General features: G+C 70.4%; 21 protein-coding genes and 1 pseudogene. 5 read left to right on the plus strand and 17 right to left on the minus strand.

Translation table 11 applies throughout. The features are described 5' to 3' along the window. Positions 1 to 194 precede the first annotated feature (194 nt). From H293_RS0127455 to H293_RS0127490, 8 genes are all read right to left on the minus strand, one after another. Entirely contained in the window at positions 195 to 1,409 is a 1,215-nt protein-coding gene (locus tag H293_RS0127455; RefSeq protein ID WP_020121034.1) for a TolB family protein, read from the minus strand. A 26-nt stretch (positions 1,410 to 1,435) separates the two neighbouring features. Continuing rightward, on the minus strand, positions 1,436 to 3,514 hold the full coding sequence (locus H293_RS60285) for a PD40 domain-containing protein (protein ID WP_028808244.1): 2,079 nt from the start codon (positions 3,512 to 3,514) through the stop codon (positions 1,436 to 1,438). 123 nt (positions 3,515 to 3,637) lie between these two features. Further along, a complete protein-coding gene (locus tag H293_RS0127465) occupies positions 3,638 to 4,237 on the minus strand; it encodes a TetR/AcrR family transcriptional regulator (RefSeq protein ID WP_020121036.1) in 600 nt (199 codons plus the stop codon). A gap of 15 nt (positions 4,238 to 4,252) precedes the next feature. Then, positions 4,253 to 5,269 carry an agmatine deiminase family protein gene (locus tag H293_RS0127470; protein ID WP_020121037.1) on the minus strand — a complete coding sequence of 339 codons (1,017 nt, stop codon included), beginning with the start codon at positions 5,267 to 5,269 and terminating at the stop codon, positions 4,253 to 4,255. Positions 5,270 to 5,286: 17 nt separating this feature from the next. After that, positions 5,287 to 6,999 carry an urease subunit alpha gene (locus H293_RS0127475; RefSeq protein ID WP_020121038.1) on the minus strand — a complete coding sequence of 571 codons (1,713 nt, stop codon included), beginning with the start codon at positions 6,997 to 6,999 and terminating at the stop codon, positions 5,287 to 5,289. Next, positions 6,996 to 7,718 carry an urease subunit gamma gene (ureA, locus tag H293_RS0127480; protein WP_020121039.1) on the minus strand — a complete coding sequence of 241 codons (723 nt, stop codon included), beginning with the start codon at positions 7,716 to 7,718 and terminating at the stop codon, positions 6,996 to 6,998. The genes H293_RS0127475 and ureA overlap by 4 nt, the downstream gene beginning before the upstream one ends. 152 nt (positions 7,719 to 7,870) lie before the next feature. After that, positions 7,871 to 8,959: a branched-chain amino acid aminotransferase gene (locus tag H293_RS0127485; protein ID WP_020121040.1), complete on the minus strand. Its 1,089-nt coding sequence runs from the start codon at positions 8,957 to 8,959 to the stop codon at positions 7,871 to 7,873. A 255-nt stretch (positions 8,960 to 9,214) separates the two neighbouring features. Then, the gene (locus H293_RS0127490; RefSeq protein ID WP_020121041.1) at positions 9,215 to 10,258 is read right to left on the minus strand and encodes a 3-isopropylmalate dehydrogenase; all 1,044 of its coding nucleotides are present in this window, start codon (positions 10,256 to 10,258) and stop codon (positions 9,215 to 9,217) included. Positions 10,259 to 10,400: 142 nt separating this feature from the next. On the opposite strand from H293_RS0127490, the gene H293_RS0127495 reads away from it, so the two are divergent. Beyond that, positions 10,401 to 11,969 (plus strand): purple acid phosphatase family protein, encoded by a 1,569-nt coding sequence (locus H293_RS0127495; protein WP_020121042.1) that lies wholly within the window; start codon positions 10,401 to 10,403, stop codon positions 11,967 to 11,969. A gap of 53 nt (positions 11,970 to 12,022) precedes the next feature. Here H293_RS0127495 and H293_RS60290 read toward each other — a convergent pair whose 3' ends face one another. Together H293_RS60290 and H293_RS52890 are read right to left on the minus strand one after the other, a co-directional pair. Then, positions 12,023 to 12,154 carry a hypothetical protein gene (locus H293_RS60290; RefSeq protein ID WP_020121043.1) on the minus strand — a complete coding sequence of 44 codons (132 nt, stop codon included), beginning with the start codon at positions 12,152 to 12,154 and terminating at the stop codon, positions 12,023 to 12,025. 257 nt (positions 12,155 to 12,411) lie between these two features. Beyond that, positions 12,412 to 13,030: pseudogene (locus H293_RS52890) on the minus strand (LysR family transcriptional regulator); the annotation flags it as partial. Between the two features lie 338 nt (positions 13,031 to 13,368). Here H293_RS52890 and H293_RS61450 point away from each other — a divergent pair. Continuing rightward, positions 13,369 to 14,511, plus strand: coding sequence for an NUDIX hydrolase (locus tag H293_RS61450; protein ID WP_020121046.1), 1,143 nt, complete (start codon positions 13,369 to 13,371; stop codon positions 14,509 to 14,511). 49 nt (positions 14,512 to 14,560) lie between these two features. Then, on the plus strand, positions 14,561 to 15,079 hold the full coding sequence (locus tag H293_RS0127515) for a hypothetical protein (RefSeq protein ID WP_158694442.1): 519 nt from the start codon (positions 14,561 to 14,563) through the stop codon (positions 15,077 to 15,079). Positions 15,080 to 15,139: 60 nt separating this feature from the next. Here the strand turns inward: H293_RS0127515 and pruA are convergent, their stop codons facing one another. Continuing rightward, complete coding sequence (pruA, locus tag H293_RS0127520; protein WP_020121048.1) at positions 15,140 to 16,771, minus strand: L-glutamate gamma-semialdehyde dehydrogenase; 1,632 nt, start codon at positions 16,769 to 16,771, stop codon at positions 15,140 to 15,142. Between the two features lie 39 nt (positions 16,772 to 16,810). Continuing rightward, the gene (locus tag H293_RS0127525; protein ID WP_020121049.1) at positions 16,811 to 17,737 is read right to left on the minus strand and encodes a proline dehydrogenase family protein; all 927 of its coding nucleotides are present in this window, start codon (positions 17,735 to 17,737) and stop codon (positions 16,811 to 16,813) included. A gap of 145 nt (positions 17,738 to 17,882) precedes the next feature. Here H293_RS0127525 and H293_RS0127530 point away from each other — a divergent pair, with 145 nt between their 5' ends. Then, positions 17,883 to 19,187, plus strand: a complete 1,305-nt coding sequence (locus H293_RS0127530; protein WP_020121050.1) for a PucR family transcriptional regulator — start codon at positions 17,883 to 17,885, stop codon at positions 19,185 to 19,187. A gap of 70 nt (positions 19,188 to 19,257) precedes the next feature. Here H293_RS0127530 and H293_RS0127535 read toward each other — a convergent pair whose 3' ends face one another. Then, positions 19,258 to 19,830, minus strand: coding sequence for a TetR/AcrR family transcriptional regulator (locus tag H293_RS0127535; RefSeq protein WP_020121051.1), 573 nt, complete (start codon positions 19,828 to 19,830; stop codon positions 19,258 to 19,260). 76 nt (positions 19,831 to 19,906) lie between these two features. On the opposite strand from H293_RS0127535, the gene H293_RS50075 reads away from it, so the two are divergent. Further along, the gene (locus tag H293_RS50075; protein WP_020121052.1) at positions 19,907 to 21,436 is read left to right on the plus strand and encodes an MFS transporter; all 1,530 of its coding nucleotides are present in this window, start codon (positions 19,907 to 19,909) and stop codon (positions 21,434 to 21,436) included. Between the two features lie 65 nt (positions 21,437 to 21,501). Here H293_RS50075 and serA read toward each other — a convergent pair whose 3' ends face one another. The 4 genes from serA to H293_RS0127560 form a co-directional block, all read right to left on the minus strand. After that, positions 21,502 to 23,091, minus strand: a complete 1,590-nt coding sequence (gene serA / locus H293_RS0127545; RefSeq protein ID WP_020121053.1) for a phosphoglycerate dehydrogenase — start codon at positions 23,089 to 23,091, stop codon at positions 21,502 to 21,504. 234 nt (positions 23,092 to 23,325) lie between these two features. Then, complete coding sequence (gene ilvC, locus H293_RS0127550) at positions 23,326 to 24,324, minus strand: ketol-acid reductoisomerase (RefSeq protein WP_007384880.1); 999 nt, start codon at positions 24,322 to 24,324, stop codon at positions 23,326 to 23,328. A gap of 112 nt (positions 24,325 to 24,436) precedes the next feature. Then, on the minus strand, positions 24,437 to 24,964 hold the full coding sequence (ilvN, locus tag H293_RS0127555) for an acetolactate synthase small subunit (protein WP_020121054.1): 528 nt from the start codon (positions 24,962 to 24,964) through the stop codon (positions 24,437 to 24,439). 21 nt (positions 24,965 to 24,985) lie between these two features. Further along, positions 24,986 to 26,830, minus strand: coding sequence for an acetolactate synthase large subunit (locus H293_RS0127560; RefSeq protein ID WP_028808246.1), 1,845 nt, complete (start codon positions 26,828 to 26,830; stop codon positions 24,986 to 24,988). Positions 26,831 to 26,899: the final 69 nt, after the last annotated feature.

A 26,899-nucleotide genomic window follows, 5' to 3' on the forward strand; every position in this document is an offset into this window, starting at 1 on the left:
AACCCCTCGCGGGTGCGAGAGGTCTGCGCGCGGGTCGAGGACGACGGTGTCCACCCGTACCTGGTCGTACGTGGCGGTCACTGCGGACCGGCGCGCCTGCTGCCAATAATCATGGCGAACGAGAGCACGGGGGAAGTCTGGCACAGACCGCCCCCGTGCTCACCCTCCGTCTCAGGATGCGAGCACTGTGCTGCTCATCGGAGGTGTCGTACGAACGCGTCGGGGCCGTCGTTGGTGTCGCCGGCCGGGATCAGCGTCGGGTCGGAGGACCGGAACAGGATCCGGCGGGCGCCGTCGGCGATCCGGCCCGGCAGGACGTCGGCGGTCGCGGTGCCGCCCGTGGTGTCGGGGGTGACGAGGGTGGTGGTGCCCTTCTTCAGGTCCCGCAGGTAGACGGGGTACTCCTTGCCGTACCGGCTGCCGGGCTCGGCCACCTCCGACGTGAAGGTGAGGTAGCGGCTGTCGGCGCTGATCGCCGCGCCCCGGGTGTAGACCTCGCCGGGGCCGCCCTGGGTGCCGTGGATGCGCTGGTTGGTGGCGGTGCGCAGGGTGTGCACGAACACGTTCCAGCTCGCGTCGGTGTCGCCGGGGACCAGGTGGGTGCCCCGGGACTCGAAGACGACCGTACGGCCGTCGCCGCTGACGGACGGGTTCAGCGACTCCCTCTCGGTCCCCGAGCCGTCGTAGGAGCGGTCGATCTGGGTGTGCTCGCCGGTGCCGCGGTCGTACATCCAGACGTCGCCCCAGTCGTCGCCGCGCGGGCCGTTGGCGTAGGTGTACTGGTACACGATCCGGCGCCCGTCGTCGCTGACCGTCGGCTGGAAGGCGTTGCGCGGCTCCCACGTCGGCCTGGGGTGGCTGATCCGCTCGGTCGTGCCCTTGGTGCGGTCGCGCAGGAAGACCACGCTGGTGTGCTCGGCGGTGTCCTGGAGGGTGTAGACGGCGTAGCGGCCGTCGGGGCTGATGGAGATCTCGGCGGGCTGCCCGGTGAAGCCCTCGGGGACCTCGATGCCGAACCCGACCCGCTTGCCCGTGGCGATGTCGTGGATCCACACCTCCGCGGACTCCGGGCCGTACTCGGCGTAGACGTAGCGGCCGTCGTTCAGGACCGCCACCAGGTCCCCGAAGCCCGCGAAGCGGAGCTTGCCGGTGTGCGGGTCGCGCAGGTACATCCCGCCGTGCCGGACGTTCGGGTCCAGGTCCTCGGCGTCCGACGTCAGGGCGATGTGACGGCCGTTGCGGCTGATGACCGCGGTGTGCGTGACGCCGTTGCCCGCCTTTCCCTCCGGGGTGACGCTGACCGGCTCGGTGTACGGGGCCTTGGGCGCGGCGCTCGCCGCGGGGCCCGTGAGTGCCGCGGTGGCGAGGGCCGCCAGGAGCGCGGCCGCGAGACGTTTTGTGCTGTGCATGGTTGATCCCCCGTGATCGTTCGTTGTCATTGCACTGTCCGCAGGAACACGTCCGACACCCCGTTGGTGTCCCCCTCCACCAGATCGGGTGACGCCGATTCGAACGCGACGACCGTGCCGTCGGCGTTGACCGAGGGGTGCCCGGCCGGCAGGTCGTTGCGGCCGCCCCAGCGGTCGACGCTGACCAACTGACGTTTTCCTGTGGCGAGTTCGAGCGCGTATACGGTCCGGCCCGAGGTGTACGCCACCCGGGTGCCGTCTCCCGACAGCGAGGGCTCGGTGCCTGCGACCCGGGTCGTGGTGCCGGTGTCGAGATCACGGACGGCGGACGTGCGGCCCTGCTGGTAGGCGATCTTGCGGCCGTCCGCGCCGAGCGAGGGTGCCGTCGCGTGCGCCGCGGCCTTCTCCAGGGCGCCGGTGTCCAGGTCACGGACGTACACGGCACCGCCCTGCTCGAAGGCGACGTACCGGCCGGAGTAGTCGATCGACGGATGCCCCGCGGCCTCGCCGGTGGGCGCGCTGACCACGTCGGTGTCGCCGCCGTTGAACTTGAAGCGGTACACACGGGGTTGCGGATCCGGGTCGGTGCCGGTGGCGGGCAGGGTCGCCGCGTAGGTGAGCCACTGGCAGGTGGGGTTCACCACGGGTTGTCCCATCCAGGTGAAACGGACGCCCTGGTAGGAGCCCAGGCTGGTGAGCTTGCCGACAGCACGGTTGCGGACGTGGACGCCCGGGCCGCCGTCGGCCAAGGGGGCCACATAGCCGACCATGCGGCCGCTGTAGCAGGGCGTGCCCTCGGACGAGGGTTTCTGGTTGTCCGAGTTGACCTTCGAGAACCAGCCGGGGGTGCTCACGAACACATCGCCCTCCGACGTGAAGGAGACCACCTTGTCCTCCCCCATCACCGGGTCGTGGGACGCGCCGGCGGGCCTGGCGATCCGCTCGGTGACGGACGGCATCGGCGCCGGGTTCCCGCGCAGTTCGCCGGAGAAGACGAACACGTCGTACTCCGCGTTGGTGTCGCCCGGCACCAGATGGGAGGCGGGCGAACTGAACGCCACCGCACGGCCCTTGGCGGTCAGCGCGTTGTCCATCACCTGGGCGTCCCTCGGGAGAGCGGCACCGCGGGCCCTGGTCCGCAGGTCCCGCACCCGGGTGCCGTCCTCGCCGGCGACCACCGCGTACCGGCCGTCCGCCGTGACCGAGAGCGGCCGCCCCTCGGCCACTCGCCGCGACTGTCCAGTGCGCAGGTCATGGACGTACAGGCCGCTCTGGGCGTCGAGGAGGACCCGGCGGCCGTCCGCGGTGATGCGGACGAGGTAGGCGGCGCCGAGGCCCGCGTCGACCTGGGTGCGCTCGCCGGTCGTCCGGTCCTTGACGTAGACGTCGGCCGGGTCGTCCTCGCTGTCGGTGCGCAGACCGTACGCGACCAGGTTCCCGTCGCCGCTCACCGAGGCCCCGTTCTTCTGGCCCTCCTCGGCCGGCGAGATCAGTGCGTCGGTGCCGGTGGCCGTGTCGCGGACGTACAGCAGTCGGGCGCTCCCGTCGCCGTCGCGGTTCCCGAGGGTGTACGCGACGTGCGTGCCGTCCGGGCTGATCGACTCCGCGCGGCCCAACTCGTTGGATCCGGGCGGGTCCTGGGGCCACAGCTTCTCCGCGCGGCCGGTGGCGCGGTCGTACAGGTGGGGAGCCAGGAAGCGGGTGCCCGCGGAGAAGGCGATACGCCTGCCGTCGGCGCTCGGCACCGGTGTGCCGTAGGTGTACCCGTCGCCGAGGTCGATCCTGGTGACCCCGCCCTCGGTCACGTCCTTCACCAGCAGGCACGGGGTGAAGTCCGCGCAGCCGAAGCTCGCCGCGGCGGACACGAACGCGACGGTGCGGCCGTCGGCACTGATCGCGGCGTCGTCCGACGATCCGTCGGCCTGGCTGCCGTCGGCGGCGGTGCTCACCCGCTGGGTACGCGACGCCTCCGGGCGGGACTGGGCCTGGGGCTTCGCCTGGGCCTGGGCGGTCGTGGCGGCCAGGGCCAGGACGACTGCCGCTCCCAGCAGGGCTCTTGAGGCGCGTAAGGCCCCGCTCGACGGACATGCGGCGGCTCTGGACATGTATCCCCCTGTGATCCCCGTTGACGCACTGCCCCCGGCCCCGCGCCGAGGGCTGCCATCGAGGCAAACGCACCACCGACCACAGGGTCAATCGGCCTTATTGCGTACAACCCGGGCGGGAGGTCACGCGTCCGCGAGGAGGCTCTCGTCGAGGAACTCCCTCACATGGCCGAGAATCATCGCCCGGTCCGTCCCCCGCAGCCCGATCGCCACGTGGATGGAGAACCCGTCGAGCAGGGCCCGCAGCCGGGTCGCGAAGCGGTCCGGGTCCACGGCCCGGAACTCCCCCCGCGAGACCCCCTGCGCGAGCAGGGCGACCAGATCGCGGTGCCAGGCGCCCTCGATGGCGGCCTGCCGGTCACGCGCGTCTGCGTCGGCGTTCTGCGAGCGGTTCCAGACCTCCAGCCAGAGGGTCCAGTGCGGGTCGCGGTGCCCGTCCGGGACGTACAGGTCGACGTACGCGTCGAGCCCTTCGCGGGCGGTCGCCGGGCGGGTGAGCAGCCGGGAGCGCTCGGCGCCGAGCCGCCCCTCGCTCCACTCCAGGGTCTGGAGCAGCAGTTCGTCCTTGGAGCGGAAGTAGTAGAGGAGATGCCCGCTGCTCATGCCGACCTCGCGGCCGAGCGCGGCCATGGTGAGCTTCTCCAGACCCCGTTCGGCGATCATCTCCATGGCCGCGGCGAGGACCTCCTCGCGGGGCGGGGCCTGTCTGCGCCCACCGGCCATGCGCTGCTCCTCGCACTAGATCCTCGGCTGCTGCTGGGTGATGCAGTGGATGCCGCCACCGCCCGCAAAGATCGTACGGGCGTCCACCAGCGTCACCGTGCGCCCCGGGAACAGCCGCCGGAAGATGCCGGCGGCGAGCTCGTCGCGCGGGTCGTCGAAGCCGCAGAGCACGACGCCGCCGTTGCAGAGGTAGTGGTTGATGTAGGAGTAGTCCACCCAGTGCCCGTCGGCCTCCAGGACGGTCGGTGCGGGCACCTCGACGACCTCAAGGCGGCGGCCCCGGGCGTCGGTCGCGGACTTCAGCAGGCCCACGACCTCCTTGGTCACCTCGTGGTCCGGGTGCGCCGGGTCCGGCTGGACGTGGGCCACGACCACCCCCGGGCGGGCGAAGGCGGCGACGATGTCGACATGGCCCTGGGTGCCGTACGTGCCGTAGTCGCCGGTCAGTCCGCGCGGGAGCCAGACGGCCCGGGTGGTGCCGAGCCTTTCGTGGATCTCCGCCTCGACCTGCTCGCGGATCCAGCCGGGGTTGCGGCCTGCGCCGAGCTGGACGGTGTCGGTGAGCAGGACGGTGCCCTCGCCGTCGACGTGGATCGCGCCGCCCTCGTTGACCAGCGGACTGCTCAGCACCGGCACGCCGGCGAGGTCGGCGACCTGGCGGGCGATCTTCGCGTCGTGTTCCCAGCGGGCCCAGTCCTGGCCGCCCCAGCCGTTGAACACCCAGTCCACGGCGGCCAGTCGGCCTTCCTCGTCCTTGACGAACGTCGGGCCGATGTCGCGCATCCACGCGTCGTCGAGCTCGCGCTCCACCAGTTCGACGTCCGGGCCGAGCAGTGCGCGCGCGGACTCGGCGTGGCCGGGCCCGTGCACCATCGTCACCGGCTCGAAGCGGCGCACCGAGCGGGCCACGGACGCCCAGGCGGCCCGGGCCGCGGCCAGTTCCCCGTCGTCGGTGAAGGTCGGGTTGGGGCCGGGCCAGGCCATCCAGGTGCGTTCGTGCGGGGCCCACTCGGGCGGCATGCGGTAGATCATCGGGGGTCCTGGGAGTCCTAGAGGAAGTACAGGCGGTTGAGGGAGACCGAGTCGGCGGGTGCGGAGGTGAGCGGCTCCCCGTCCAGCGTCACCAGGCCGGTGCGCTGGTCCACGTCCACCGTTCCGGTACGGGAGTTGCGGCGCAGGTCGGCCGGTCCGATACCGCGGGTGCCGTGCACGGCGACCCGTCTCCTGCGGGTCGGCAGCCGGTCGTCGCCCTGGTCGAGGGCGGCCCGGGCGACGAAGGCGACGGAGATCTCGGCGGGGGTGGCGCCGTGCGCCCCGAACTGCGGTCCCAGGACGAGGGGTTCGCAGGTGTCGGTGGCCGCACCCGGGTCACCGACCACGCCGTAGGCCGGGAACCCGGACTTCAGGACGAGTTGCGGCTTGGCGCCGAAGTACTCCGGCCGCCACAGCACGAGGTCGGCCAGTCTGCCGACCTCGATCGAGCCCACCTCGTGCGAAAGCCCGTGCGCGATGGCCGGGTTGATGGTCAGCTTGGCGATGTAGCGCAGGACGCGCTCGTTGTCGTGGCCGCCGTCCGGGGCACCGAACTCGGCCTTCATCTTCCCGGCCATCGCGAAGGTACGGCGGACCGTCTCGCCGGCCCGGCCCATGCCCTGCGCGTCGGACGAGGTGATGCCGATCGCGCCCAGGTCGTGCAGCACGTCCTCGGCGCCCATGGTCCCGGCGCGGATGCGGTCGCGGGCCATGGCGGCGTCGCCGGGCAGGTCGGTCTTGAGGTCGTGGACGGAGACGATCATGCCGTAGTGCTCGGCGACGGCGTCCCGGCCGAAGGGCAGGGTGGGGTTGGTGGAGGAGCCGATGACGTTGGGGACTCCGGCCATCTTCAGCACGTTCGGCACGTGTCCGCCGCCGCAGCCCTCGATGTGGAAGGCGTGGATCGTGCGGCCCTCCAGCACCTTCAGGGTGTCCTCGACGGACAGGCACTCGTTCAGTCCGTCGCTGTGCAGGGCGACCTGGACGTCGTGCTCCTCGGCGACCCGCAGGGCGGTGTCCAGCGCGCGGGTGTGGGCGCCCATGTCCTCGTGCACCTTGAAGCCGCAGGCGCCGCCTTCCGCGAGGGCCTCGATCAGGGGGTCCGGCGTGGACGACGAACCCCGGCCCAGGAAACCGATGTTGACCGGCCAGGCGTCGAAGGCGCCGAACGCGTGCCCGAGCGCCCAGGGCGAGTTGACCCCGACGCCCCAGACCGGCCCGAACTCCTGCCCGATGATCGTGGTCACCCCGGACGCCAGCGAGGCCTCCATGATCCGCGGGGACAGCAGATGGACGTGGGTGTCGACGGCCCCGGCGGTGGCGATGAGCCCCTCGCCGGACACGATGGAGGTACCGGTGCCGACGACGACGTCCACGCCGTCGAGGGTGTCGGGGTTGCCGGCCCGCCCGATCGAGCAGATCCGCCCCTCGCGGATGCCGATCGAGACCTTCCGGATGCCCTGTACCGCGTCGATCACGACGACGTTGCTGACGACGACGTCACAGGTCTCCCGCACGGCGGCGGCCTTGAGGTGCAGCCCGTCACGGGCGGTCTTGCCGAACCCCGCGAGGAACTCGTCGCCGTAGCGCTGGGAGTCCTCCTCGACCCGGATCACCAGCCCGGAGTCGCCGAGGCGCACGCGGTCTCCGGCGCGGGGGCCGTGGGTGGCGGCGTACTCGTGGGGGGTGAGGTGCCGGGCCCCGGCGGGGTGGCCTCCGGGACGGCTCATCGGACGGCCCCCTCGTCGGGCGTTTCCGGCACGCCGCTCCGCTCCCCCGCGCCCAGATAGCCGCACGCCGCAGCCCGCCGCAGCGCCTCCTCCCGAGCACCCGGCGCGTCCAACGGCCCGTCGACCAGACCGGCGAAACCGACGGCCACCCGGGCCCCACCGATCGGCACCAGGCCGACCTCGCCCGACTCCCCCGGTCCGAACCGCACCGACGAGCCGGCGGGTATCGCGAGCCGCATGCCGTAGGCCTCGGCCCGGGGGAACCGCAGGCGCGGGTTGGCCTCGAAGAAGTGGAAGTGGGAGGTGACGGAGACGGGCACGGTGGCGGTGTTGGTGACCGTCAACCGCAGGACCGCCTCCGGTTCGGCGTGTTCGGGGCCCGGCAGCAGCGCGCCGGGGGCCCGCTCGCCGAGCCCGCCGCCGATCGGGTCGCTGACGACCGCGAGCCGTGAACCGTCCTCGAAGACCGCCTCGACATGCACCTCGGTGACGACGTCCGCGACACCGGGCAGGACGTCGTCGGGTCCGAGCACCGACCGGGCGCGCTCGACGGCCTCGGCCAGCCGGACCCCGTCCCGGGCCGCCTCGCACACGGTGTCCGCGATGAGCGCGGTCGCCTCCGGGACGTTCAGCCGCAGTCCGCGCCCTCTGCGTGCCCGGGCCAGCTCGGCGGCCCCGAAGAGCAGCAGCCGGTCGCGTTCGGTGGGGGTCAGCCGCATGTCGTTCCCTCCTTTAGAGCAGCACTCTAAACGAGGGTGTCGAGCCAGTAAAAGGTCAGAGCGAGTCGACCGGATCACATCGAGCAGCGCTCAAACAAAAGAAGGGCCCGCCCGGAACATGTCCGAGCGGGCCCGTGGCGCGTTCGCGGAGCTCAGCCCAGCTTGTGCATCCAGCCGTGCTTGTCCTCCCTGACCCCGCGCTGGAGGCCGAGCAGGGCCTCGCGCAGCTTCAGGGTGACCTCGCCGGGCGTGCCGTCGCCGTGGCTCCAGGCGTCCGTCTTCGTCTTGACGTGACCGATCGGCGTGACGACGGCCGCGGTGCCGCAGGCGAAGACCTCGGTGAGGGCGCCGGAGGCCGCGTCGGCGCGCCACTGGTCGAGGGTGATCACACCCTCCTCGGCGGTGTAACCGAGGTCGCGGGCGACCTGGAGGAGGGAGTCGCGGGTGATGCCCTCCAGGATCGAGCCCGTGAGCGACGGGGTGACGATCCGGTCGCCGTAGACGAAGGCGATGTTCATGGAGCCGGACTCCTCGACCTTGGTGCGGGTCACCGCGTCGAGGTAGACGACCTGGTCGCAGCCGTTGGCGGCGGCCTCGGCCTGCGGGAGGAGGGAGGCCGCGTAGTTGCCGCCGGTCTTGGCGTCACCGGTGCCGCCGGGGACCGCGCGGACGTAGTCCTCGGAGACCCAGATGGTGACCGGCTTGACGCCCCCGGCGAAGTAGGCGCCGGACGGGGAGGCGATCAGCATGAAGAGGTACTCGTTGGCCGGGTGGACGCCGAGCGCGGCCTCCGTGGCGAACATGAACGGGCGCAGGTAGAGCGACTCCTCGCCACCGTGCGGCGGGACCCAGTCCGCGTCCTGGCCGATCAGCGCGTCGAGGGCCTCGATGAACAGCTCCTCGGGCAGCTCGGCCATCGCCATCCGGCGGGCGGAGTTGCGGAAGCGGCGCGCGTTGGCCTCGGGCCGGAACACGGCGACCGAGCCGTCGGCCTGGCGGTACGCCTTGAGCCCCTCGAAGATCTCCTGCCCGTAGTGCAGGACGTGGGTGGAGGGGTCGAGGGAGATCGGGCCGTACGGGACGAGCTGCGCGTCGTGCCAGCCGCGCCCCTCGGTCCACTTGATCGTCACCATGTGGTCGGTGAAGTGGCGGCCGAACCCGGGGTTGGCCAGGATCGCCTCTCGCTCGGTGGCGGAGAGCGGGCTGGCGGAGGGCTTGAGCTCGATCGTGGGCGTCGTCATGAGTGGTTGTCCTTCACCGGTTGTGTAGTGACGGGCCGCGCTCACGCCCCTTTACTGTCAGTGACCAGTGCTAGGACGTCCGAGCATTCCCTCATTCCGCGGCTCCACGTTCGATTATCGCAAGCGGGGAGCCGGGGAAGAAACGGCGTGAAATGCGACCCAGGGGATGATGGTGACACCCGGCGGGGGACATGCGAAAGCCGCCGGGTGCGAGTGACCCGGCGGCTTCGAATGCTTTTCGAGTGATCCGCCCGGTCAGCCGGCTACTCGTACGGCCAGCGCGTCGCCGATCTCGGCGGTGCTGCGGGCGGGCTTGCCGGTGCGCTCGGCGAGGTCGGCGGAGACCGCCTCTTCGATGCGGGCGGCCTCGGCCTCGTAGCCGAGGTGACGCAGGAGCAGCGCGACGGACAGGACCGTGGCCGTGGGATCGGCCTTGCCCTGGCCGGCGATGTCCGGGGCCGAGCCGTGGACGGGCTCGAACATGGACGGGAACTCGCCGCTCGGGTTGATGTTCCCGGAGGCGGCGACGCCGATGCCGCCGGAGACGGCCGCGGCGAGGTCGGTGATGATGTCGCCGAAGAGGTTGTCGGTGACGATCACGTCGAACCGGGCCGGGTCGGTGACCAGGTAGATGGTGGCCGCGTCCACGTGGATGTAGTCGGTGGTGACCTCGGGGAACTCCGCGGCCACCTTGTTGAAGATGTTCGTCCACAGGTGTCCGGCGAAGGTCAGCACGTTGTTCTTGTGGACCAGCGTGAGCTTCTTGCGCGGACGGGCCTTGGCGCGGGCGAAGGCGTCACGGACCACGCGCTCGACACCGAAGGCCGTGTTCACGGAGACCTCGGTGGCGACCTCGTGCTCGGTGCCCTTGCGGATGGTGCCGCCGTTGCCGGTGTACGGGCCCTCGGTGCCCTCGCGGACGACCACGAAGTCGATGGCCGGCTCACCCTTGAGGGGCGTGTCGACACCGGGGAGCAGCTTCGACGGACGCAGGTTCACATGGTGGTCGAAGGCGAAGCGGAGCTTGAGGAGGAAGCCGCGCTCCAGCACCCCGGAGGGGACCGACGGGTCGCCGATGGCGCCCAGCAGGATCGCGTCGTGCTGCTTCAGCGCGTCGAGGTCGGCGTCGGTGAGGGTCTCACCGGTGGCGTGGTAGCGCTGGGCGCCGAAGTCGAAGTCCTTGGTCTCCAGCTTCACATCCTGCGGAAGGACGGCGGAGAGGACCTTGAGACCTTCGGCCACGACCTCCTGGCCGATGCCGTCACCGGGGATCACTGCGAGATTGATGCTGCGAGACATGCGGGAACCCTACTCCTCGTCCCATGGGATGACACCGACTGTCCGCGATACGGACATCGGCGTGGCTCCGGGTGTCAGCCATTCGACTGGCGTTCACCCGTAGGTATGGCGGTTGTTGGAGTCCCCTGGGAACTTCACAGCCATGGACCTCCCCGACTTCGGCATTCCGCCCCGGCTCGCGCGCCGCCTCAGCATGGCCGAGCAGCACGAGTACCTGCGGACGAAGCTGACCCGGCGCCGCACGCTGGTGACCGCGGGGGCGGTGGCGGGCGGCCTGCTGACGGGCTGTTCGAGCGCCGGGGTGTCCACCGCCGGCTCCACGTCCTCCCCCGCGCCCTCCCCCACGACGAAGGTGCACGGCTCCGCCCTCTCCCCCTTCGGCCGCCATCTCGCCTTCGGCGCCGACCCGAGGACCCGGATGCGGATCTCGTGGCAGGTCCCGCTCGCGGTCAGGAAGCCGTACGTCCGCGTCGGCCTGAGCCCCGACGACCTGAGCCGCAGGATCGAGGCCGAGCTGCGCGACCTGCACACCCCGGGGCAGACCGGCGTACGCCTCGCCCTCGACCAGTACTACCTGCACGCGGCCCTGGACGGACTGCGCCCCGGCACGACGTACTACTACGGCGTCGGCCACGACGGCTTCGACCCGGCGGACGCGAAGCACCGCTCGACCATCACCAGCTTCCGTACGGCCCCGGAGAGCCCGGAGAAGTTCGTCTTCACCGCCTTCGGCGACCAGGGAGTGGGCACCGCCGCGGCCGCCAACGACAACCTCCTGCTGCGCCAGAAGCCCGCCTTCCACCTGCACGCCGGTGACATCTGCTACGCCGACGGCAACGGCCAGGGTCTGAAGTCGGACGGCTACGACCCGGGCTTCTGGGACCTGTTCCTCAAGCAGAACGAGGAGGTCGCGCGGAGCGTGCCCTGGATGGTCACCACCGGCAACCACGACATGGAGGCCTGGTACTCCCCCGACGGCTACGGCGGCCAGCTCGCCCGCTGGTCCCTCCCGGACAGCGGCTTCGACCCGCGTTCGGCTCCGGGCGTGTACTCCTTCACCTACGGCAACGTCGGCGTCGTGGCCCTGGACGCGAACGACGTGTCGTACGAGATCCCCGCCAACTTCGGCCACACGGACGGGAAGCAGACGAGGTGGCTGGAGGAGCGGCTCGGTGAGCTGCGGGCCGCCAAGGGGATCGACTTCGTCGTCGTCTTCTTCCACCACTGCGCGTACTCGATGTCCTCGCACGCCTCCGACGGCGGGGTGCGCGCCGAGTGGCTGCCGCTGTTCGAGAAGCACCAGGTGGACCTGGTGATCAACGGGCACAACCACGTGTACGAGCGCACGGACGCGATCCGCGGCGGCGAGGTCGGCCGGGCGGTACCGGTCGGCGGCGCCACCGACCCGACGCGGGACGGGATCGTGTACGTCACGGCCGGCGGGGGCGGCCGTGACCTGTACGGCTTCCCCGCGGGGGTGAAGGAGAGCTACGAGGGGCGCGTGCACGACCACGAGTCCGTCGAGACCTTCCGGTGGACGAAGTCGCAGCAGCCCGACAAGGAGACCGTGGAGTGGTCACGGGTGCGCTACCGCGGGTTCTCGCTGCTCTCGGTGGAGGCGGAGGGCGGGGCCAGGCCGCGGCTGACGGTGTCGGCGCTCGCGCAGAGCGGGGAGCGCATCGACCGTTTCGAGGTGTGGCGCGAGGCCTGACGGACCCGCGCCACACCTCGTACGGGGGCGGCTCCCGACTGTGAGGGACCCGGTCAGTGACCGGTCGAGCCGCCGTTGTCACGGCGGTCGAGGGCGCGCTGCAGGGCTGCGGCGGCGTTCTTGCGGTCGGACTCGCTCGTACGGGAGGTGTGACGGACTCGACGGCGGGCGGTCGTCTCGGCCATGAGAAATCGACTCCTTCGAATTTCCGGGAAGGGGACAACGAGACGCCGGAAGGGGCGGGGAGCGACGGACCGCAGGGGTTGCCTGCGCGGGGCCCGGCTCACGACCGCCATTCGCTTGATCGAGCGAGACGTTCGGCTCCTACAAAGCTAAGGGAGGAGGGCCAGTCTGTCTCCACAATTACTCGGACTTCCTACTATCTGAGACGGCGGAGTGGATCACACCACGCTGACCTGCGGTTTCGTCGAAGCCCTGAGTTCCCGGCCCGGCGACTGGGCCGCTCGGGCCCCAGGTCGGTGATCTCGGTGCCGGTTGGGGGCGCGGTGAGGGAGAGCTCAGGCATGATCGCCATGCCGAGCCCGCTGCCCGCCATCGACAGCACGGCCCCGTCGTCCTCGGCCCGGACCGTCGCGGCAGGGATCCAGTCCTGCGCGGCCCACCAGCGCCGGGTGGAGGAGGAGCAGTTCTCCCACCGGTCGGCCAACGGCAGCGCCCGCGGATCGGGATGCCCGGCCGGGTGCACGAGCGCGTACGCCTCTTCCAGGACTACGTCCCCGACGAGCCCCGGCGGAACGGGCGCACGGATGTCCTGCGTGTCCAGCGGGGCGATCCCGGTGTCAGCCCCCCTCGGCCGCCTCACCGGCCGTTCCGGGACCGATCTCCCGCACGCCCTTGACGCTCGCCTCGATGCCGGGGTGCTGTGGGCGTCCCGTTGCCACTGCCCGTTCCCCGGCCGGGGTGGGCCGGACACCGAACCGGCTCCGCTCGAACCGCACGACGTCCAGCTCGCCCTCGATGCCGCGCATGGCGTGCGAGACGGCCGACCGGGTCGCACCGAGCCGGACACCCGCCGCCGAGAAGCCGCCCTCCTCGGCGACCGGCCCTCACCCCCGACGAGACGGTCATGGACGACTTCGACCACATCATGGAGACGTCGGGCGACCGGGTGCTCGCCATGATGGACGGATACACCCGCACTGCCGATGCAACTGAGTCCGCTCCACTTGTGGCCGTGATACCCGCGGGACGACGCATGGGATGCGCCGCACTTCCCGGAGTAGGACCTCCTGGAAACGGGCCCTGAATCGGACCTGGTTCTATTCGTTCTGACACATTGCCAGGAAACCGGCTCCTACCTCGGACGACTCCGAGGTTCTTGTCAGGACGGCGCTATCGGGAGTTAGCGGCGGTGCGGCCAGGGTGGCACAGTCCCGCTATGCGCAATCCCATGCTCCAGCCGTCCATCGCACTCATCGGGAGCTTTCGGCAGCACTACCCCGAGGTCCTGGCGGCCGCCAGGATTTTCATGGACGGCGGGCTGACCGTGAAGACACCGCCGATGTCCCGGATCATCAACCACGGGCACGAGTTCGTGCGCTTCGCGTCCGACCCTCCGGAGTCCTCGGACCACGACATCCAGGCAGCGACCATGGAGAGGATCTTCACCTCGGACCTGGTGTACGTCGTGAACCCCGGTGGGTACGTCGGCCGTACCACCGCATACGAACTGGGACGCGCCCACGAGCGAGGCCTCGCCGTCTATTACGCGGAGCCACCGAAGGACTTGCCCATCGACATCGCCGAGGGCACTGTCGTCGACCCGCGCCGCCTGGTTCGGATCATCGCCGGGAACGACCCGGGGCCGTCACCGATCCGGCGGCCACGGGTCTCCGCGCAACTGACGGCCGACATCGTCATCTTCACCATCCGCGAAGAACGGCTGAACGTCCTGCTCGTCAGACGCGGCAAGGAGCCTTTCCGCTGGAAGCTGGCCCTCCCCGGCGGATTCGTCCGACCGGGGGAGTCCCTGGAGGACACCGCGCGACGCGAGCTCAAGGAGGAGACCGGCCTGAGCGGTCCCCGCATCCAGCTGAAGCAGCTGCACACCTACTCGCATCCGGAGCGGGATCCCCGGGGCCGGGTCGTCTCAACCGCCTTTCTGGCGATCACCCCGAACCTGCCCGAGGCCACCGGTGCGACCGACGTGTACCGGGCGGACTGGCTCGAGGTCGAGGAATCGCTGTGGGGCGACGACGGCCGTCTCGGCTTCGACCACGGCAAGATTCTCCGGAACGGTCTCGAACACGCCCGGAGTCTGCTGGAGCACACGACCGTCGCGGCCGACTTCTGCGACGACCTCTTCACCATCACCGACCTGCGCAAGGTCTACGAGGCCGTGTGGGGCGTCGAGATCAACCCGGGGAACTTCCACCGCAAGGTGGTGGAGGAGACCACCGGGTTCGTGGTCAGGACCAACAAGGTGCGCAGGTCGGGTCCCGGCAAGCCGCCCGCCCTGTTCCGCCGGGGCTCGGCCCATGTGCTTTACCCCCCGATGATGCGCGGCTCGCGCACCTCCTAGACCTCGCTCCACCAGCCCCCGTGCAAGAGGCGACCTGAAGGAGACCACCATGGCGCCCCGCGTTTCACCCCTCTTGCTGGCGAAAGCCGGTGACACCGCTGGCGGCGGGTTCTCCTCCACCTGGTCGTGGGCAGCGGTGATCGCCCTGGCCGCACTGCTCGTCGGCACCTGGCTCACTGTCAACCACCGCCGTCGCGACCGACTCGCCAAGTGGCTCCAGCCCGGCTACGACACGGCGAGCGAGACGCGGATCCTGCTGGACCGGCTGTCGCTCACCACTGCGGTAGAGGGCGTCACGGCCGAACTGCCGGTGCTGGTCGACCTCGTCAGCAAGCTCAGGATCGCCGAACAGCGCTCCCCGAAGCTGCCGTTCGGGGTGATCGTCGCGGAACTGGAGGCGTACCGGGCGAACCTGCTGCCGCCGGACTACGCCGCCAAACTCGCCGTGGACGACTCCCTGTTGGAGGGCTACCTCGCTCTCGCCCGCATGCAGGGGGTCAGGCTCGAGGCCGCGAGAGCCGCGATCGTCGTCGTCCAGGGGTTGATCGAGAAGCGGACGCGCAAGTAGCGAGCGGGTACACGAAGGGGCCGGACGTTCGTCCGGCCCCTCGAAGTGGCTGGTGAACCGTCAGCCCATGTGCGGGTATCCGTAGTCGGTCGGCGGGACGAGCGTCTCCTTGATGGCGCGGGTCAGGGTCCAGCGCTGGAGGTTCTGCGGGGCGCCGGCCTTGTCGTTGGTGCCGGAGGCGCGGCCGCCGCCGAAGGGCTGCTGGCCGACGACGGCGCCGGTCGACTTGTCGTTGATGTAGAAGTTGCCGGCCGCGTAGCGCAGCTTCTCCATCGTGTACGCGGCCGCCGCGCGGTCCTGCGCGATGACCGAGCCGGTCAGGGCGTAGTCGGACGCCGACTCCATCTGGGTCAGCATCTCCTCGTACTGGTCGTCCTCGTAGACGTACACCGCGAGGAAGGGGCCGAAGTACTCGGTCGTGAAGACCTCGTTCTCCGGGTCCGTGCACTCGACGACGGTCGGGCGGACGAACCAGCCGACCGAGTCGTCGTAGGAACCGCCCGCGACGATCGTGCAGGTGGGGTCGGACTGCGCGCGGTCGATGGCGGCCTTGTTCTTGGCGAAGGCCCGCTCGTCGATGACCGCGCCGATGAAGTTGGACAGGTCGGTGACGTCACCCATGGCGATGCCGTCGACCTCGGCGGCGAACTCCTCGCGGAAACCGCTGTTCCAGATCGACGCCGGGATGTAGGCCCGGGAGGTCGCCGAGCACTTCTGGCCCTGGTACTCGAAGGCACCGCGGGTCAGGGCGGTCTTGAGGATGGCGGGGTCGGCCGAGGGGTGAGCGACCACGAAGTCCTTGCCGCCGGTCTCGCCGACCAGGCGCGGGTAGGTGCGGTACTTCTCGATGTTGGCGCCGACCGTCTTCCACAGGTGCTGGAAGGTCTTGGTGGATCCGGTGAAGTGGATGCCCGCGAGGTCCCGGTGCTCCAGGGCCACCTTGGAGACCTCGATGCCGTCGCCGGTGACGAGGTTGATGACGCCCTTGGGCAGGCCAGCCTCCTCCAGGAGCTGCATCAGCAGGACGGCGGCGTGGGTCTGCGTGGGGGACGGCTTCCACACGACCACGTTGCCCATGAGCGCGGGCGCGGTCGGCAGGTTGCCCGCGATCGCCGTGAAGTTGAACGGCGTGATCGCGTAGACGAAGCCTTCGAGGGGCCGGTGGTCGAGGCGGTTCCAGACGCCCGGGGCGTTGGCCGGGGGCTGTTCGGCGAGCAGGTCACGGGCGTACTTGACGTTGAAGCGCCAGAAGTCGACCAGCTCGCAGGGGGTGTCGATCTCGGCCTGCTGTGCGGTCTTGGACTGGCCGAGCATGGTGGAGGCGGCCAGCGTCTCGCGCCAGGGGCCGGCGAGCAGTTCGGCGGCGCGCAGGATGATCGCGGCACGGTCGTCGAAGGACATCGCGCGCCAGGCGGGGGCGGCGGCGAGGGCCGCGTCGATGGCGTCGCGGGCGTCCTGCTGGGTGGCGTTGCGGAGGGTGCCGAGGACGGCCTTGTGGTTGTGCGGCTGTACGACCTGGAAGGCCTCACCGCCGCCGAGGCGCTTCTCCCCGCCGATGGTCATCGGCAGGTCGACCGGGTTCTCGGCCAGCTCCTTGAGCTTCACCTCCAGCCGGGCCCGCTCGGGCGAGCCGGGGGCGTAGCCGTGCACCGGCTCGTTGACGGGGGCGGGGACCTGGGTCACAGCGTCCATGAGATCCGTAACTCCTTGAACTTGAGCGGGTGTTCGGGCTCAGCCCTTGCTGATCATGCTGCGGGCGAAAAAGCGCAGATTGGCCGGCTTCTCCGCGAGCCGCCGCATGAAGTAGCCGTACCAGTCGGTGCCGTAGGCGGTGTAGACGCGCATGCGGTGGCCCTCGGCGGCCAGGCGCAGGTGTTCGTCGCCGCGGATGCCGTAGAGCATCTGGAACTCGTACTCGTCGGGCTTGCGGCCCGCCTGCCGGGCGAGTTCCTGGGCGATGGAGATCAGGCGCGGGTCGTGGGAGCCGACCATCGGGTATCCCTCGCCCTCCATGAGGATGCGCAGGGCCCGGACGTACGCCTTGTCGATCTCGTGCTTCTGCTGGTAGGCGACTTCCGCGGGCTCCTTGTACGCGCCTTTCACCAGCCGCACCCGGCTGCCCGCCGCGGCGAGCCGGCGGGCGTCGGCCTCGGTGCGGAAGAGATAGGCCTGGATCACACAGCCGGTCTGCGGGAAGTCCTGCCGCAGTTCCTCGTGGATGGCGAACATCGAGTCGAGGGTGGTGTGGTCCTCGGCGTCGAGCGTGACGGTCGTCCCGATGGCGGCGGCGGCCTCGACGACGGGCCGGACGTTCGCGAGCGCCAGCTCGTGTCCCCCGGGAAGCGCCTGGCCGAACATCGACAGCTTCACGGACATCTCGGCCCTGGTGCCCAGTTCGAGCGTCCCGAGCCGGTCGACGAGCGCGAGGTAGGCGTCCCGGGCGGCCTCCGCCTGCTCGGGCGTGGTGATGTCCTCGCCGACCACGTCCAGGGTCAGCTCCAGGCCCCGCGAGGTGAGCTCCTGGACGATCGGGACGATCTCGTCGACCGTCTCGCCGGGGATGAAGCGGTCGACCACCTGCTTGGTGACCGGGGCCGCCGAGATCAGGCGTCGCATCCGGTCGCTGCGCGACGCGGCAAGAATCACGGGACCCAGCACGGGGCACCTCCACAAACCAGCAGATAGAACCACCGTGAAACCTAAGGATCCCTCCGATCGTCGGCCATCGACAGCTGTCACGCATCCGTGCCGCAGATCTCAGACAGATGTATGAAGAGCCGCGGAATTGCGGGAGAATGCCCGGGTGACGTCCGATGCCGCAGCCTTCCACCGCGCAGGTGACTACCAGGAGCTGGTCGACGAGATCTCGGAACTCCTCGGCGTACCGGCGACCCTGGAGAACCGCGACTTCGAGCTCATCTCCTTCGGTGCGTACGACAGTGAGGGCGACCTCGACCCGTCGGCGCTGGACCCCGTGCGCACCCGCTCGATCCTGACCCGGCGTTCCACGGCCGCGGTCCGGACGTGGTTCGAGGGCTTCGGCATCACGCGGGCCTCCGCCCCGGTGCGGATTCCGCCGACCCCGGAGGCGGGGGTGTACCGGGGGCGGATCTGTCTTCCCGTACGCCACCGGGGCGTTGTCCTCGGCTACGTCTGGCTCCTGGACTCCGATCCCGGTCCGACCGACCGGCAGCTGGAGGCGGCCATGCGGGTGACGGCCCGTATCGGCGGGCTGCTCGCGGACGAGGCGCAGCACGGGGCCGACCTGAGCCGGGAGCTGCGGGCGGTGCTGACCGCCGAGCGCGGCTGGCAGGCCGACATGGCGGTGGCGGCCCTGCGCACGGCACTGGGCTCCCGCGGTGACGGCCCGTACGCCGTGGTGTGCGTCGCGCCGTGGCCGTCCGCCGACCCGGAGGACGCCCCGTCGGCCCGTACGGTCCCGCACGCGACGGCCTCGTGCACGGTGCCGTGGGGCGTCTCGGCCCAGTCGCTTGCCGTGCTGGTGCGGCTGCGGGCGACGGACACACTGACCCCGGCGAACGCGGCGGCGGTCCGGTTGCTGGAGCGAGCCCGGGGCGTGGGAGTGAGCGGCAGCGGTGAGACGCACGCGGCCGAGAACCAGGGCGGCGGGCCGGAGGGCGGCAGGGCGAACAGGGGCGGCAGCGACGACCGGCCGGCCCAGAGCGCGGCGCGGGACGCGGCGGCGGCCGGGATCGCCCCCGCGCGGGTGGGCCTCGCCGAGCTGGCCCCCGCCTGGCAGGAGGCGTCGGCCGCGGCCCGGGCCGCCCTCGCGGAACCCCGGCTCGGCCCCGTCGCGGAGTGGTCCCGCATCGGCCCGTACCGCCTGCTGACCTCACTCCCCCCGGAGACGGCCCACGACCCCGTCGTACGCCCCCTCCTCTCCCCCGCCCACCGCGAACTGGCCCGCACCGCCGAGACCTACCTCGACTGCGCCGGCCAGGCCGCCCGCACCGCCGCGGAACTGGGCATCCACCGCCAGACCCTCTACTACCGCCTCTCCCGCGTCGAACAGCTCACCGGCCTGGACCTGGACGACGGGGAGGACCGGCTGTTGTTGCACATGGCGCTGAAGGGAGCGCGGCTGTAGGTCGTGGTCGTCGGCCTCCATCCCCTCGCCGACCTCCGGGACGAACTGGGCCTCGGGCGGGAGGGGCGGGTCACGCGCGCGTGGCGGCCTCGATGACCTGGCGCAGGCCCTCGGTGAGGGTGTCCGCGTCGGGCGCGCTCTTGGGATCGAAGGCCCACTGGCCGATGAGCCCGGTCATCAGCGCCAGATAGAACCGGCCGAGGGTGTCGGCGGTCTCGTCCGTCACCTCCTCCTCCGGCACGCCCATGAGCATGGAGACCAGGCCACGCCCGCCCTCGCGCTGTGCGCGGACCAACTGGTCGCGCACCTCGGGCAGTTGGTCGCCCATACCCATGATCTCCAGACTGAGCCGCCACATCGAGCCGGGCCCCCGCATGGTGTCGACGATGTTGGCCCACACCTCCCGGAAGCGCTCCAGCGAGCCGGGAGCGGCGGTGAATCCATCGCCCCCCTCGAAGGACACGTCCTCCACCAGCGCGATGTACGCCTGCCCCAGCAGCGCGTCCTTCGACCCGTAGTGGTAGCCGATGGACGCCAGGTTCGTCCCCGACTCCTTGACGATGTCCCGCGCGGTCGTCCGCAGGAACCCCTTCTCCAGCAGGCAGCGCTTGGCGCCTTCGAGCAGATCCTCGCGATGTCCCATACGCCCAGCCTATCTAGACAAACGATTTATACAAGCGTCATAGACAAGCGTTTAAGACGCTCGTATAGTCACTGGCATGACGAACCCGACTCCCGCCGGCTCCCTGGCCGGCCGCCGCGAATGGACCGCACTCGGCGTCCTGATGCTTCCGCTGCTCCTGGTCTCCATGGACGTCTCCGTCCTCTACTTCGCCATCCCGGCGATCAGCGCGGACCTGGAACCGAGCGGCACCCAACAGCTGTGGATCTTCGACATCTACGCCTTCGTCCTGGCCGGCCTGCTGATGACGATGGGCTCCCTGGGCGACCGCATCGGCCGCCGCAGGCTGCTGCTGTTCGGCGCGGTGGCCTTCAGCGCGGCCTCCCTCGTGGCGGCGTACGCGCACAGCGCCGAGATGCTGATCGCGGCCCGCGCGGTGCTCGGCCTCGGCGGCGCGACCCTGATGCCGTCGACGATGGCGCTGATCCGCACGATGTTCACCGACTCCGGCCAACGCGCGAAAGCGATCGGCATCTGGTCGGGCATGATGACGGCCGGGATCGCCCTCGGCTCGGTGATGAGCGGCGTCCTGGTCCAGTACTTCTGGTGGGGCTCGGTCTTCCTGGTGAACCTGCCCGCGATGGCGCTGCTGCTGGTCCTCGGCCCGATCCTGCTGCCCGAGTCGAAGGACCCGGCCCCCGGCCGCTTCGACTGGCCGAGCGTCCCGCTGTCGATGGCGGCGGTACTGCCCGTCGTCTACGGCCTGAAGGAGATCCCCTCCGAGGGCTGGAACGTCCGTTACGTCGTCTCGGTCACCGTCGGCCTGCTCTTCACGGCCCTCTTCGTCCACCGCCAGCGCACGGCCGCGAACCCGATGATCTCCCCGGCCCTGTTCCGCGGCCGCGGCTTCGCCCCCGCGGTCGTCCTGAACCTGATCTCCGCGTTCGGCATGATGGGCTCGGCCGTCTTCACCACCCAGTACCTCCAGTCCGTGCTCGGCAAGAGCGCGCTGGAAGCCGCCCTGTGGGCGCTGTTGCCCTCGGTGCCGATCGGCATGGTGGCCCCGGTGACGACCTCACTGGTCCAGAAGGGCGTGAACCGCGCCCACGTGGTGACCGCCGGTTTCGCCATCTCCGCCTGCGGCTACGGCCTCCTCGCCTTCGCCGGTACCGACTCCCTGTGGCTGGTGCTGACCGCCTGCGCCGTGCTCGCCTCCGGGATCGTCATGGTCATCTCCCAGATGACGGATCTGGCCCTGGGCGCGGTCCAGCCGGAGCGGGCGGGCTCGGCGTCCTCCCTGCTGGAGACGGGCACCGAGTTCGGCGGCGCCCTCGGCATGGCGGTGCTCGGATCGATCGGTACGGCGGTCTACCGCCACGAGATGCCGGCGTCGGCGCCGGACGCGGCACGCGAGACGCTGGGCGGGGCGCTGGCGGTGGCCGACCGGGTGCCGGGGCTGGCGACGACGGCCAGGGAGGCGTTCACCAGCGGCATGCAGGGCGCGGCGATCGCGGGGGCGGTGCTGCTGGCACTGGCCGCGGGGCTGGCGGCGTTGACACTGCGAGGCGTCGAGGTGCGGAATGAGACGCAGGAGCCGGCGCCCGAGCCGGACAAGTCACTCGCATGAACATGAGGCTGGGCGGACCGAGAGTTCTCGGTCCGCCCAGCCTCATGTCGTGAAGCCGTGAGACGTCAGACCAGGTTCACCGCGCGGGCCGACGTCGCCCCGATCTCCTCGGCGACCTCGGTCAGCACCCCGGCGGGAACCGTGTCGTCGACGGTCAGGACCGCGAGCGCCTCGCCACCGGCGATCGCACGCGAGACCTGCATACCGGCGATGTTGATCCCGGCCTCGCCGAAGACCCGGCCCACCGTGCCGACGACACCGGGACGGTCCTCGTACTTGAGGACGACCATGTGGTCGGCGAGAGCGAGGTCCACGTCGTACTCGCCGACCGCGACGATCTTCTGGAGGTGCTTCGGCCCGGCCAGCGTGCCGGAGACCGACACCTCCTCGCCGCTGCCGAGCGTGCCGCGCACGGTGACGACATTGCGGTGGTCGGCCGACTCGGAGCTGGTCGTCAGCCGCACCTCGACACCGCGCTCCTGCGCGAACAGCGGGGCGTTGACGTACGACACGGTCTCGGCGACGACATCCTCGAAGACACCCTTGAGGGCGCTGAGCTCCAGCACCTTCACGTCGTGCTGGGTGATCTCGCCGTACACCTCGACGTCGAGGCGGACCGCGACCTCGCCGGCGAGCGCGGTGAAGATGCGGCCGAGGCGCTCGGCGAGCGGCAGGCCCGGCTTGACGTCCTCGGCGATGACACCGCCCTGGACGTTCACCGCGTCCGGCACCAGCTCACCGGCGAGCGCGAGGCGCACCGAGCGGGCGACGGCGATACCGGCCTTCTCCTGGGCCTCGTCGGTGGAGGCGCCGAGGTGCGGGGTGGCGACGACCTGGTCGAACTCGAACAGCGGGGAGTCCGTGCAGGGCTCCTTCGCGTACACGTCGAGACCGGCACCGGCGACCCGGCCCTCCTTGAGGGCGGAGTACAGCGCCTCCTCGTCGACGATCCCGCCGCGCGCGGCGTTGACGATGCGCACGCTCGGCTTGACCTTGCGCAGCGCCTCGTCGCCGATGAGGCCGACGGTCTCGGGGGTCTTGGGGAGGTGGACGGTGATGAAGTCGGAGACCTCGAGCAGCTCGTCGAGCGACAGCACCTTGACGCCCATCTGGGCGGCGCGGGCGGGCTGGATGTAGGGGTCGTAGGCGACGACCTTCATGCCGAACCCGGACATGCGCTGGGCGACCAGCGCGCCGATCCGGCCCAGACCCACGACGCCGAGGGTCTTCTCGGCGAGCTCCACGCCCGTGTACTTGCTGCGCTTCCACTCGCCGTTCTTCAGCGCGGCGTTGGCCTGCGGGATGTGGCGGGCGGTGGCGACCAGGAGACCGCAGGCGAGCTCGGCGGCGGTCACGATGTTCGAGGTGGGGGCGTTGACGACCATCACGCCGGCCTTGGTGGCGGCGGAGACGTCGACATTGTCCAGGCCGACGCCGGCTCGTGCGACGACCTTCAGCTTGTTGGCGGCGGCGATGGCCTCGGCGTCCACCTTGGTGGCGGAGCGGATCAGGATCGCGTCGACGTCGGCGATGGCGGGCAGCAGCTCAGCCCGGTCGGCGCCGTTGCATTGCCGGATCTCGAAGTCCGGTCCAAGCGCGTCCACGGTCGCGGGCGACAGCTCTTCAGCGATGAGTACGACAGGTTTCGAGCTCACGTGAGTCCTCACAAGTCCATTGCGTGCGGACGGCCGTCCCGACGGCCGCAGGCGGTGGAGGGTACTGGCCGCGTGGAAGACGCACGACGCTGTGGGCCTGACGCGTATGTTGTGCGCCAGTGTAGTGGCGCGGCGGAGGTCGTCTTGCGCCTCTGCGGAAGGATCACCCGTCCGTGATGCGACGGGTTGGACAACGGGGCCGGAGCTGTCCGCTCCGACCCCGTGGCCTGAGGCTTACGCCTCCTCGTCGACCCAGCTCATCAGCTTGCGGAGCTGCTTGCCGGTGGTCTCAAGCAGGTGCTCGGAGTCCTGCTGCTTGTACTCGTTGTACTTCTTCAGACCGCCGTGGTACTCGGCCATCCACTCACGGGCGAAGGTGCCGTCCTGGATCTCGGCGAGGATCTTCTTCATCTCGGCCTTGGTGGCGTCCGTGATGATCCGCGGGCCGGTGACGTAGTCGCCCCACTCGGCGGTCTCGGAGATGGACCAGCGCATCTTCTCCAGGCCGCCCTCGTACATGAGGTCGACGATGAGCTTCAGCTCGTGCAGGCACTCGAAGTACGCGATCTCCGGCTGGTAGCCGGCCTCGGTCAGCGTCTCGAAACCGGCCTTGACCAGCGCGGCCGTACCACCGCAGAGAACGGCCTGCTCACCGAACAGGTCGGTCTCGGTCTCCTCGGTGAAGGTCGTCTTGATGACGCCGGCGCGGGTGCCGCCGATGCCCTTGGCGTACGACAGCGCGAGCGCGAAGGCGTTGCCCGACGCGTCCTGCTCGACGGCCGCGATACACGGAACGCCGCGGCCCTCCTCGTACTGCCGGCGGACCAGGTGGCCCGGGCCCTTGGGGGCGACCATGCAGACGTCGACGCCCGCCGGGGGCTTGATGAAGTCGAAGCGGATGTTCAGGCCGTGGCCGAAGAACAGCGCGTCCCCGTCGTTCAGGTTGTCCTTGATGGACTCCTCGTAGACCTGGGCCTGGATCGGGTCCGGCACCAGGATCATGATCACGTCGGCCTCGGCGGCGGCCTCGGACGGCGTCACCACGCGCAGGCCCTGCTCCTCGGCCTTGGCCTTGGACTTGGAGCCCTCGTGCAGACCGACACGCACGTCGACACCCGAGTCACGGAGCGACAGCGCGTGGGCGTGGCCCTGGCTGCCGTAACCGATGACCGCGACCTTGCGGCCCTGGATGATGGACAGGTCGGCGTCGGCGTCGTAGAACAGCTCGGCCACTTTGGGTTCTCTCCTTGGTGTGCAGGTGTTGCGCCCCACCGTATGACGGCGGACTGGGATGAAGTTTCGGGGTCTCGGTATACGGGCGGCCGGGGCCGCCCGTACACCTGCGTCACGCGCTGCGGTCGAGTGCGCGCAGCGAGCGGTCCGTGATCGAGCGGGCGCCGCGGCCGATCGCGATGGTGCCGGACTGGACGAGCTCCTTGATGCCGAAGGGCTCCAGCATCTTCAGCATCGCGGACAGCTTCTCGCCGCTGCCGGTGGCCTCGATGGTGACGGCCTCCGGGGAGACGTCGACGGTCTTGGCGCGGAACAGCTGGACGATCTCCACGATCTGGGAGCGCGTCTCGTTGTCGGCGCGCACCTTCACCAGAACGAGTTCGCGCTGAACGGCCGAGCCGGGTTCCAGCTCGACGATCTTCAGCACGTTGACGAGCTTGTTGAGCTGCTTGGTCACCTGCTCCAGCGGCAGCGCCTCGACCACCGTCACCACGATGGTGATCCGGGAGATCTCGGGGTGCTCGGTGACACCGACCGCGAGCGAGTCGATGTTGAAGCCGCGGCGCGAGAAGAGGGCGGCGATCCGGGCCAGGATGCCCGGGGTGTTCTCCACCAGGACGGAGAGCGTGTGCTTGGACATGATCTGCTTCCTTTACGGCTCTCAGTCGTCTTCGTTGTCGCCGAAGTCGGGGCGGACGTCCCGGGCGGCCATGATCTCGTCGTTGGAGGTGCCGGCGGCGACCATCGGCCACACCATCGCGTCCTCGTGGACGATGAAGTCGACGACGACGGGGCGGTCGTTGATGGAGTTGGCCTCCGCGATGACCTTGTCCAGGTCCTCCGGGCGCTCACAGCGCAGACCCACGCAGCCCATCGCCTCGGACAGCTTCACGAAGTCCGGCACGCGCGTGCCCTTGGCGTCCGGGTTGATGTCCTCGGGGCCGCTGTGCAGCACGGTGTTGGAGTAGCGCTGGTTGTAGAAGAGGGTCTGCCACTGGCGGACCATCCCGAGGGCGCCGTTGTTGATGATGGCGACCTTGATCGGGATGTTGTTCAGGGCGCAGGTGGTCAGTTCCTGGTTGGTCATCTGGAAGCAGCCGTCGCCGTCGATCGCCCAGACCGTGTTGCCCGGCATGCCGGCCTTGGCGCCCATGGCGGCCGGGACCGCGTAGCCCATGGTTCCGGCGCCGCCGGAGTTCAGCCAGGTCGCGGGCTTCTCGTACTGGATGAAGTGCGCGGCCCACATCTGGTGCTGGCCGACGCCTGCCGCGAAGATCGTGCCCTCGGGGGCGAGCTGTCCGATCCGCTCGATGACCTGCTGCGGGGAGAGCGAGCCGTCGGCGGGCAGGTCGTAGCCCAGCGGGTAGGTCTCGCGCCAGCGGGACAGGTCCTTCCACCAGGCGCTGTAGTCGCCCTTGTGGCCCTCGCTGTGCTCCTTCTGGACGGCCTGGACCAGGTCGGCGATGACCTCGCGGGCGTCACCGACGATCGGCACGTCGGCGACGCGGTTCTTGCCGATCTCGGCCGGGTCGATGTCGGCGTGGACGATCTTGGCGTGCGGGGCGAAGCTGTCCAGCTTGCCGGTGACGCGGTCGTCGAAACGGGTACCGAGGGCGACGATCAGGTCGGCCTTCTGCAGCGCGGTGACGGCGGTGACCGCACCGTGCATGCCCGGCATTCCCACGTGCAGCGGGTGGCTGTCGGGGAATGCGCCGAGCCCCATCAGGGTGGTGGTGACGGGGGCTCCGGTGAGCTCCGCGAGGACCTTCAGCTCGGCGGTGGCGCCGGCCTTGATGACACCGCCGCCGACGTAGAGGACGGGCCGCTTGGCCTGGGTGATCAGCTTGGCGCCCTCGCGGATCTGCTTGGCGTGCGGCTTGGTCACCGGGCGGTAGCCGGGCAGGTCCATGACGGGCGGCCAGGAGAAGGTGGTCTTCGTCTGGAGGATGTCCTTGGGGATGTCGACCAGGACCGGGCCGGGGCGGCCGGTGGACGCGATGTGGAACGCCTGCGCGATCACCCGGGGGATGTCCTCGGCCTTGGTGACCAGGAAGCTGTGCTTGGTGATCGGCATGGTGATGCCGACGATGTCCGCCTCCTGGAAGGCGTCCGTGCCGATCGCCGAGGACACCACCTGGCCAGTGATCGCGACCAGCGGCACGGAGTCCATCTGCGCGTCGGCGATCGGCGTGACCAGGTTCGTCGCGCCCGGCCCCGAGGTCGCCATGCAGACACCGACCTTGCCTGTCGCCTGCGCGTAGCCGGTGGCCGCGTGGCCGGCGCCCTGCTCGTGGCGGACCAGGATGTGGCGCACCTTGGTGGAGTCCATCAGCGGGTCGTACGCCGGGAGGATCGTGCCACCGGGGATGCCGAATACGGTCTCGGCGCCGACCTCCTCGAGAGAGCGGATGAGGGACTGCGCGCCCGTGACGTGCTCGGGGGCGGACTGCTGTCCTCCGGATCGGGGCCGCGGCTGCGGATGGGCCCCGGTGGCCTGCTCGGTCATCGTCATTCTCTTCTCGATGCTGAGGGTGTGAAGCTGAGGTGGGGAGGCTGGGCAACAAAAAACCCCTCG

The sequence above is a fragment of the Streptomyces canus 299MFChir4.1 genome (assembly GCF_000383615.1).
Lineage (GTDB): Bacteria > Actinomycetota > Actinomycetes > Streptomycetales > Streptomycetaceae > Streptomyces > Streptomyces canus_C.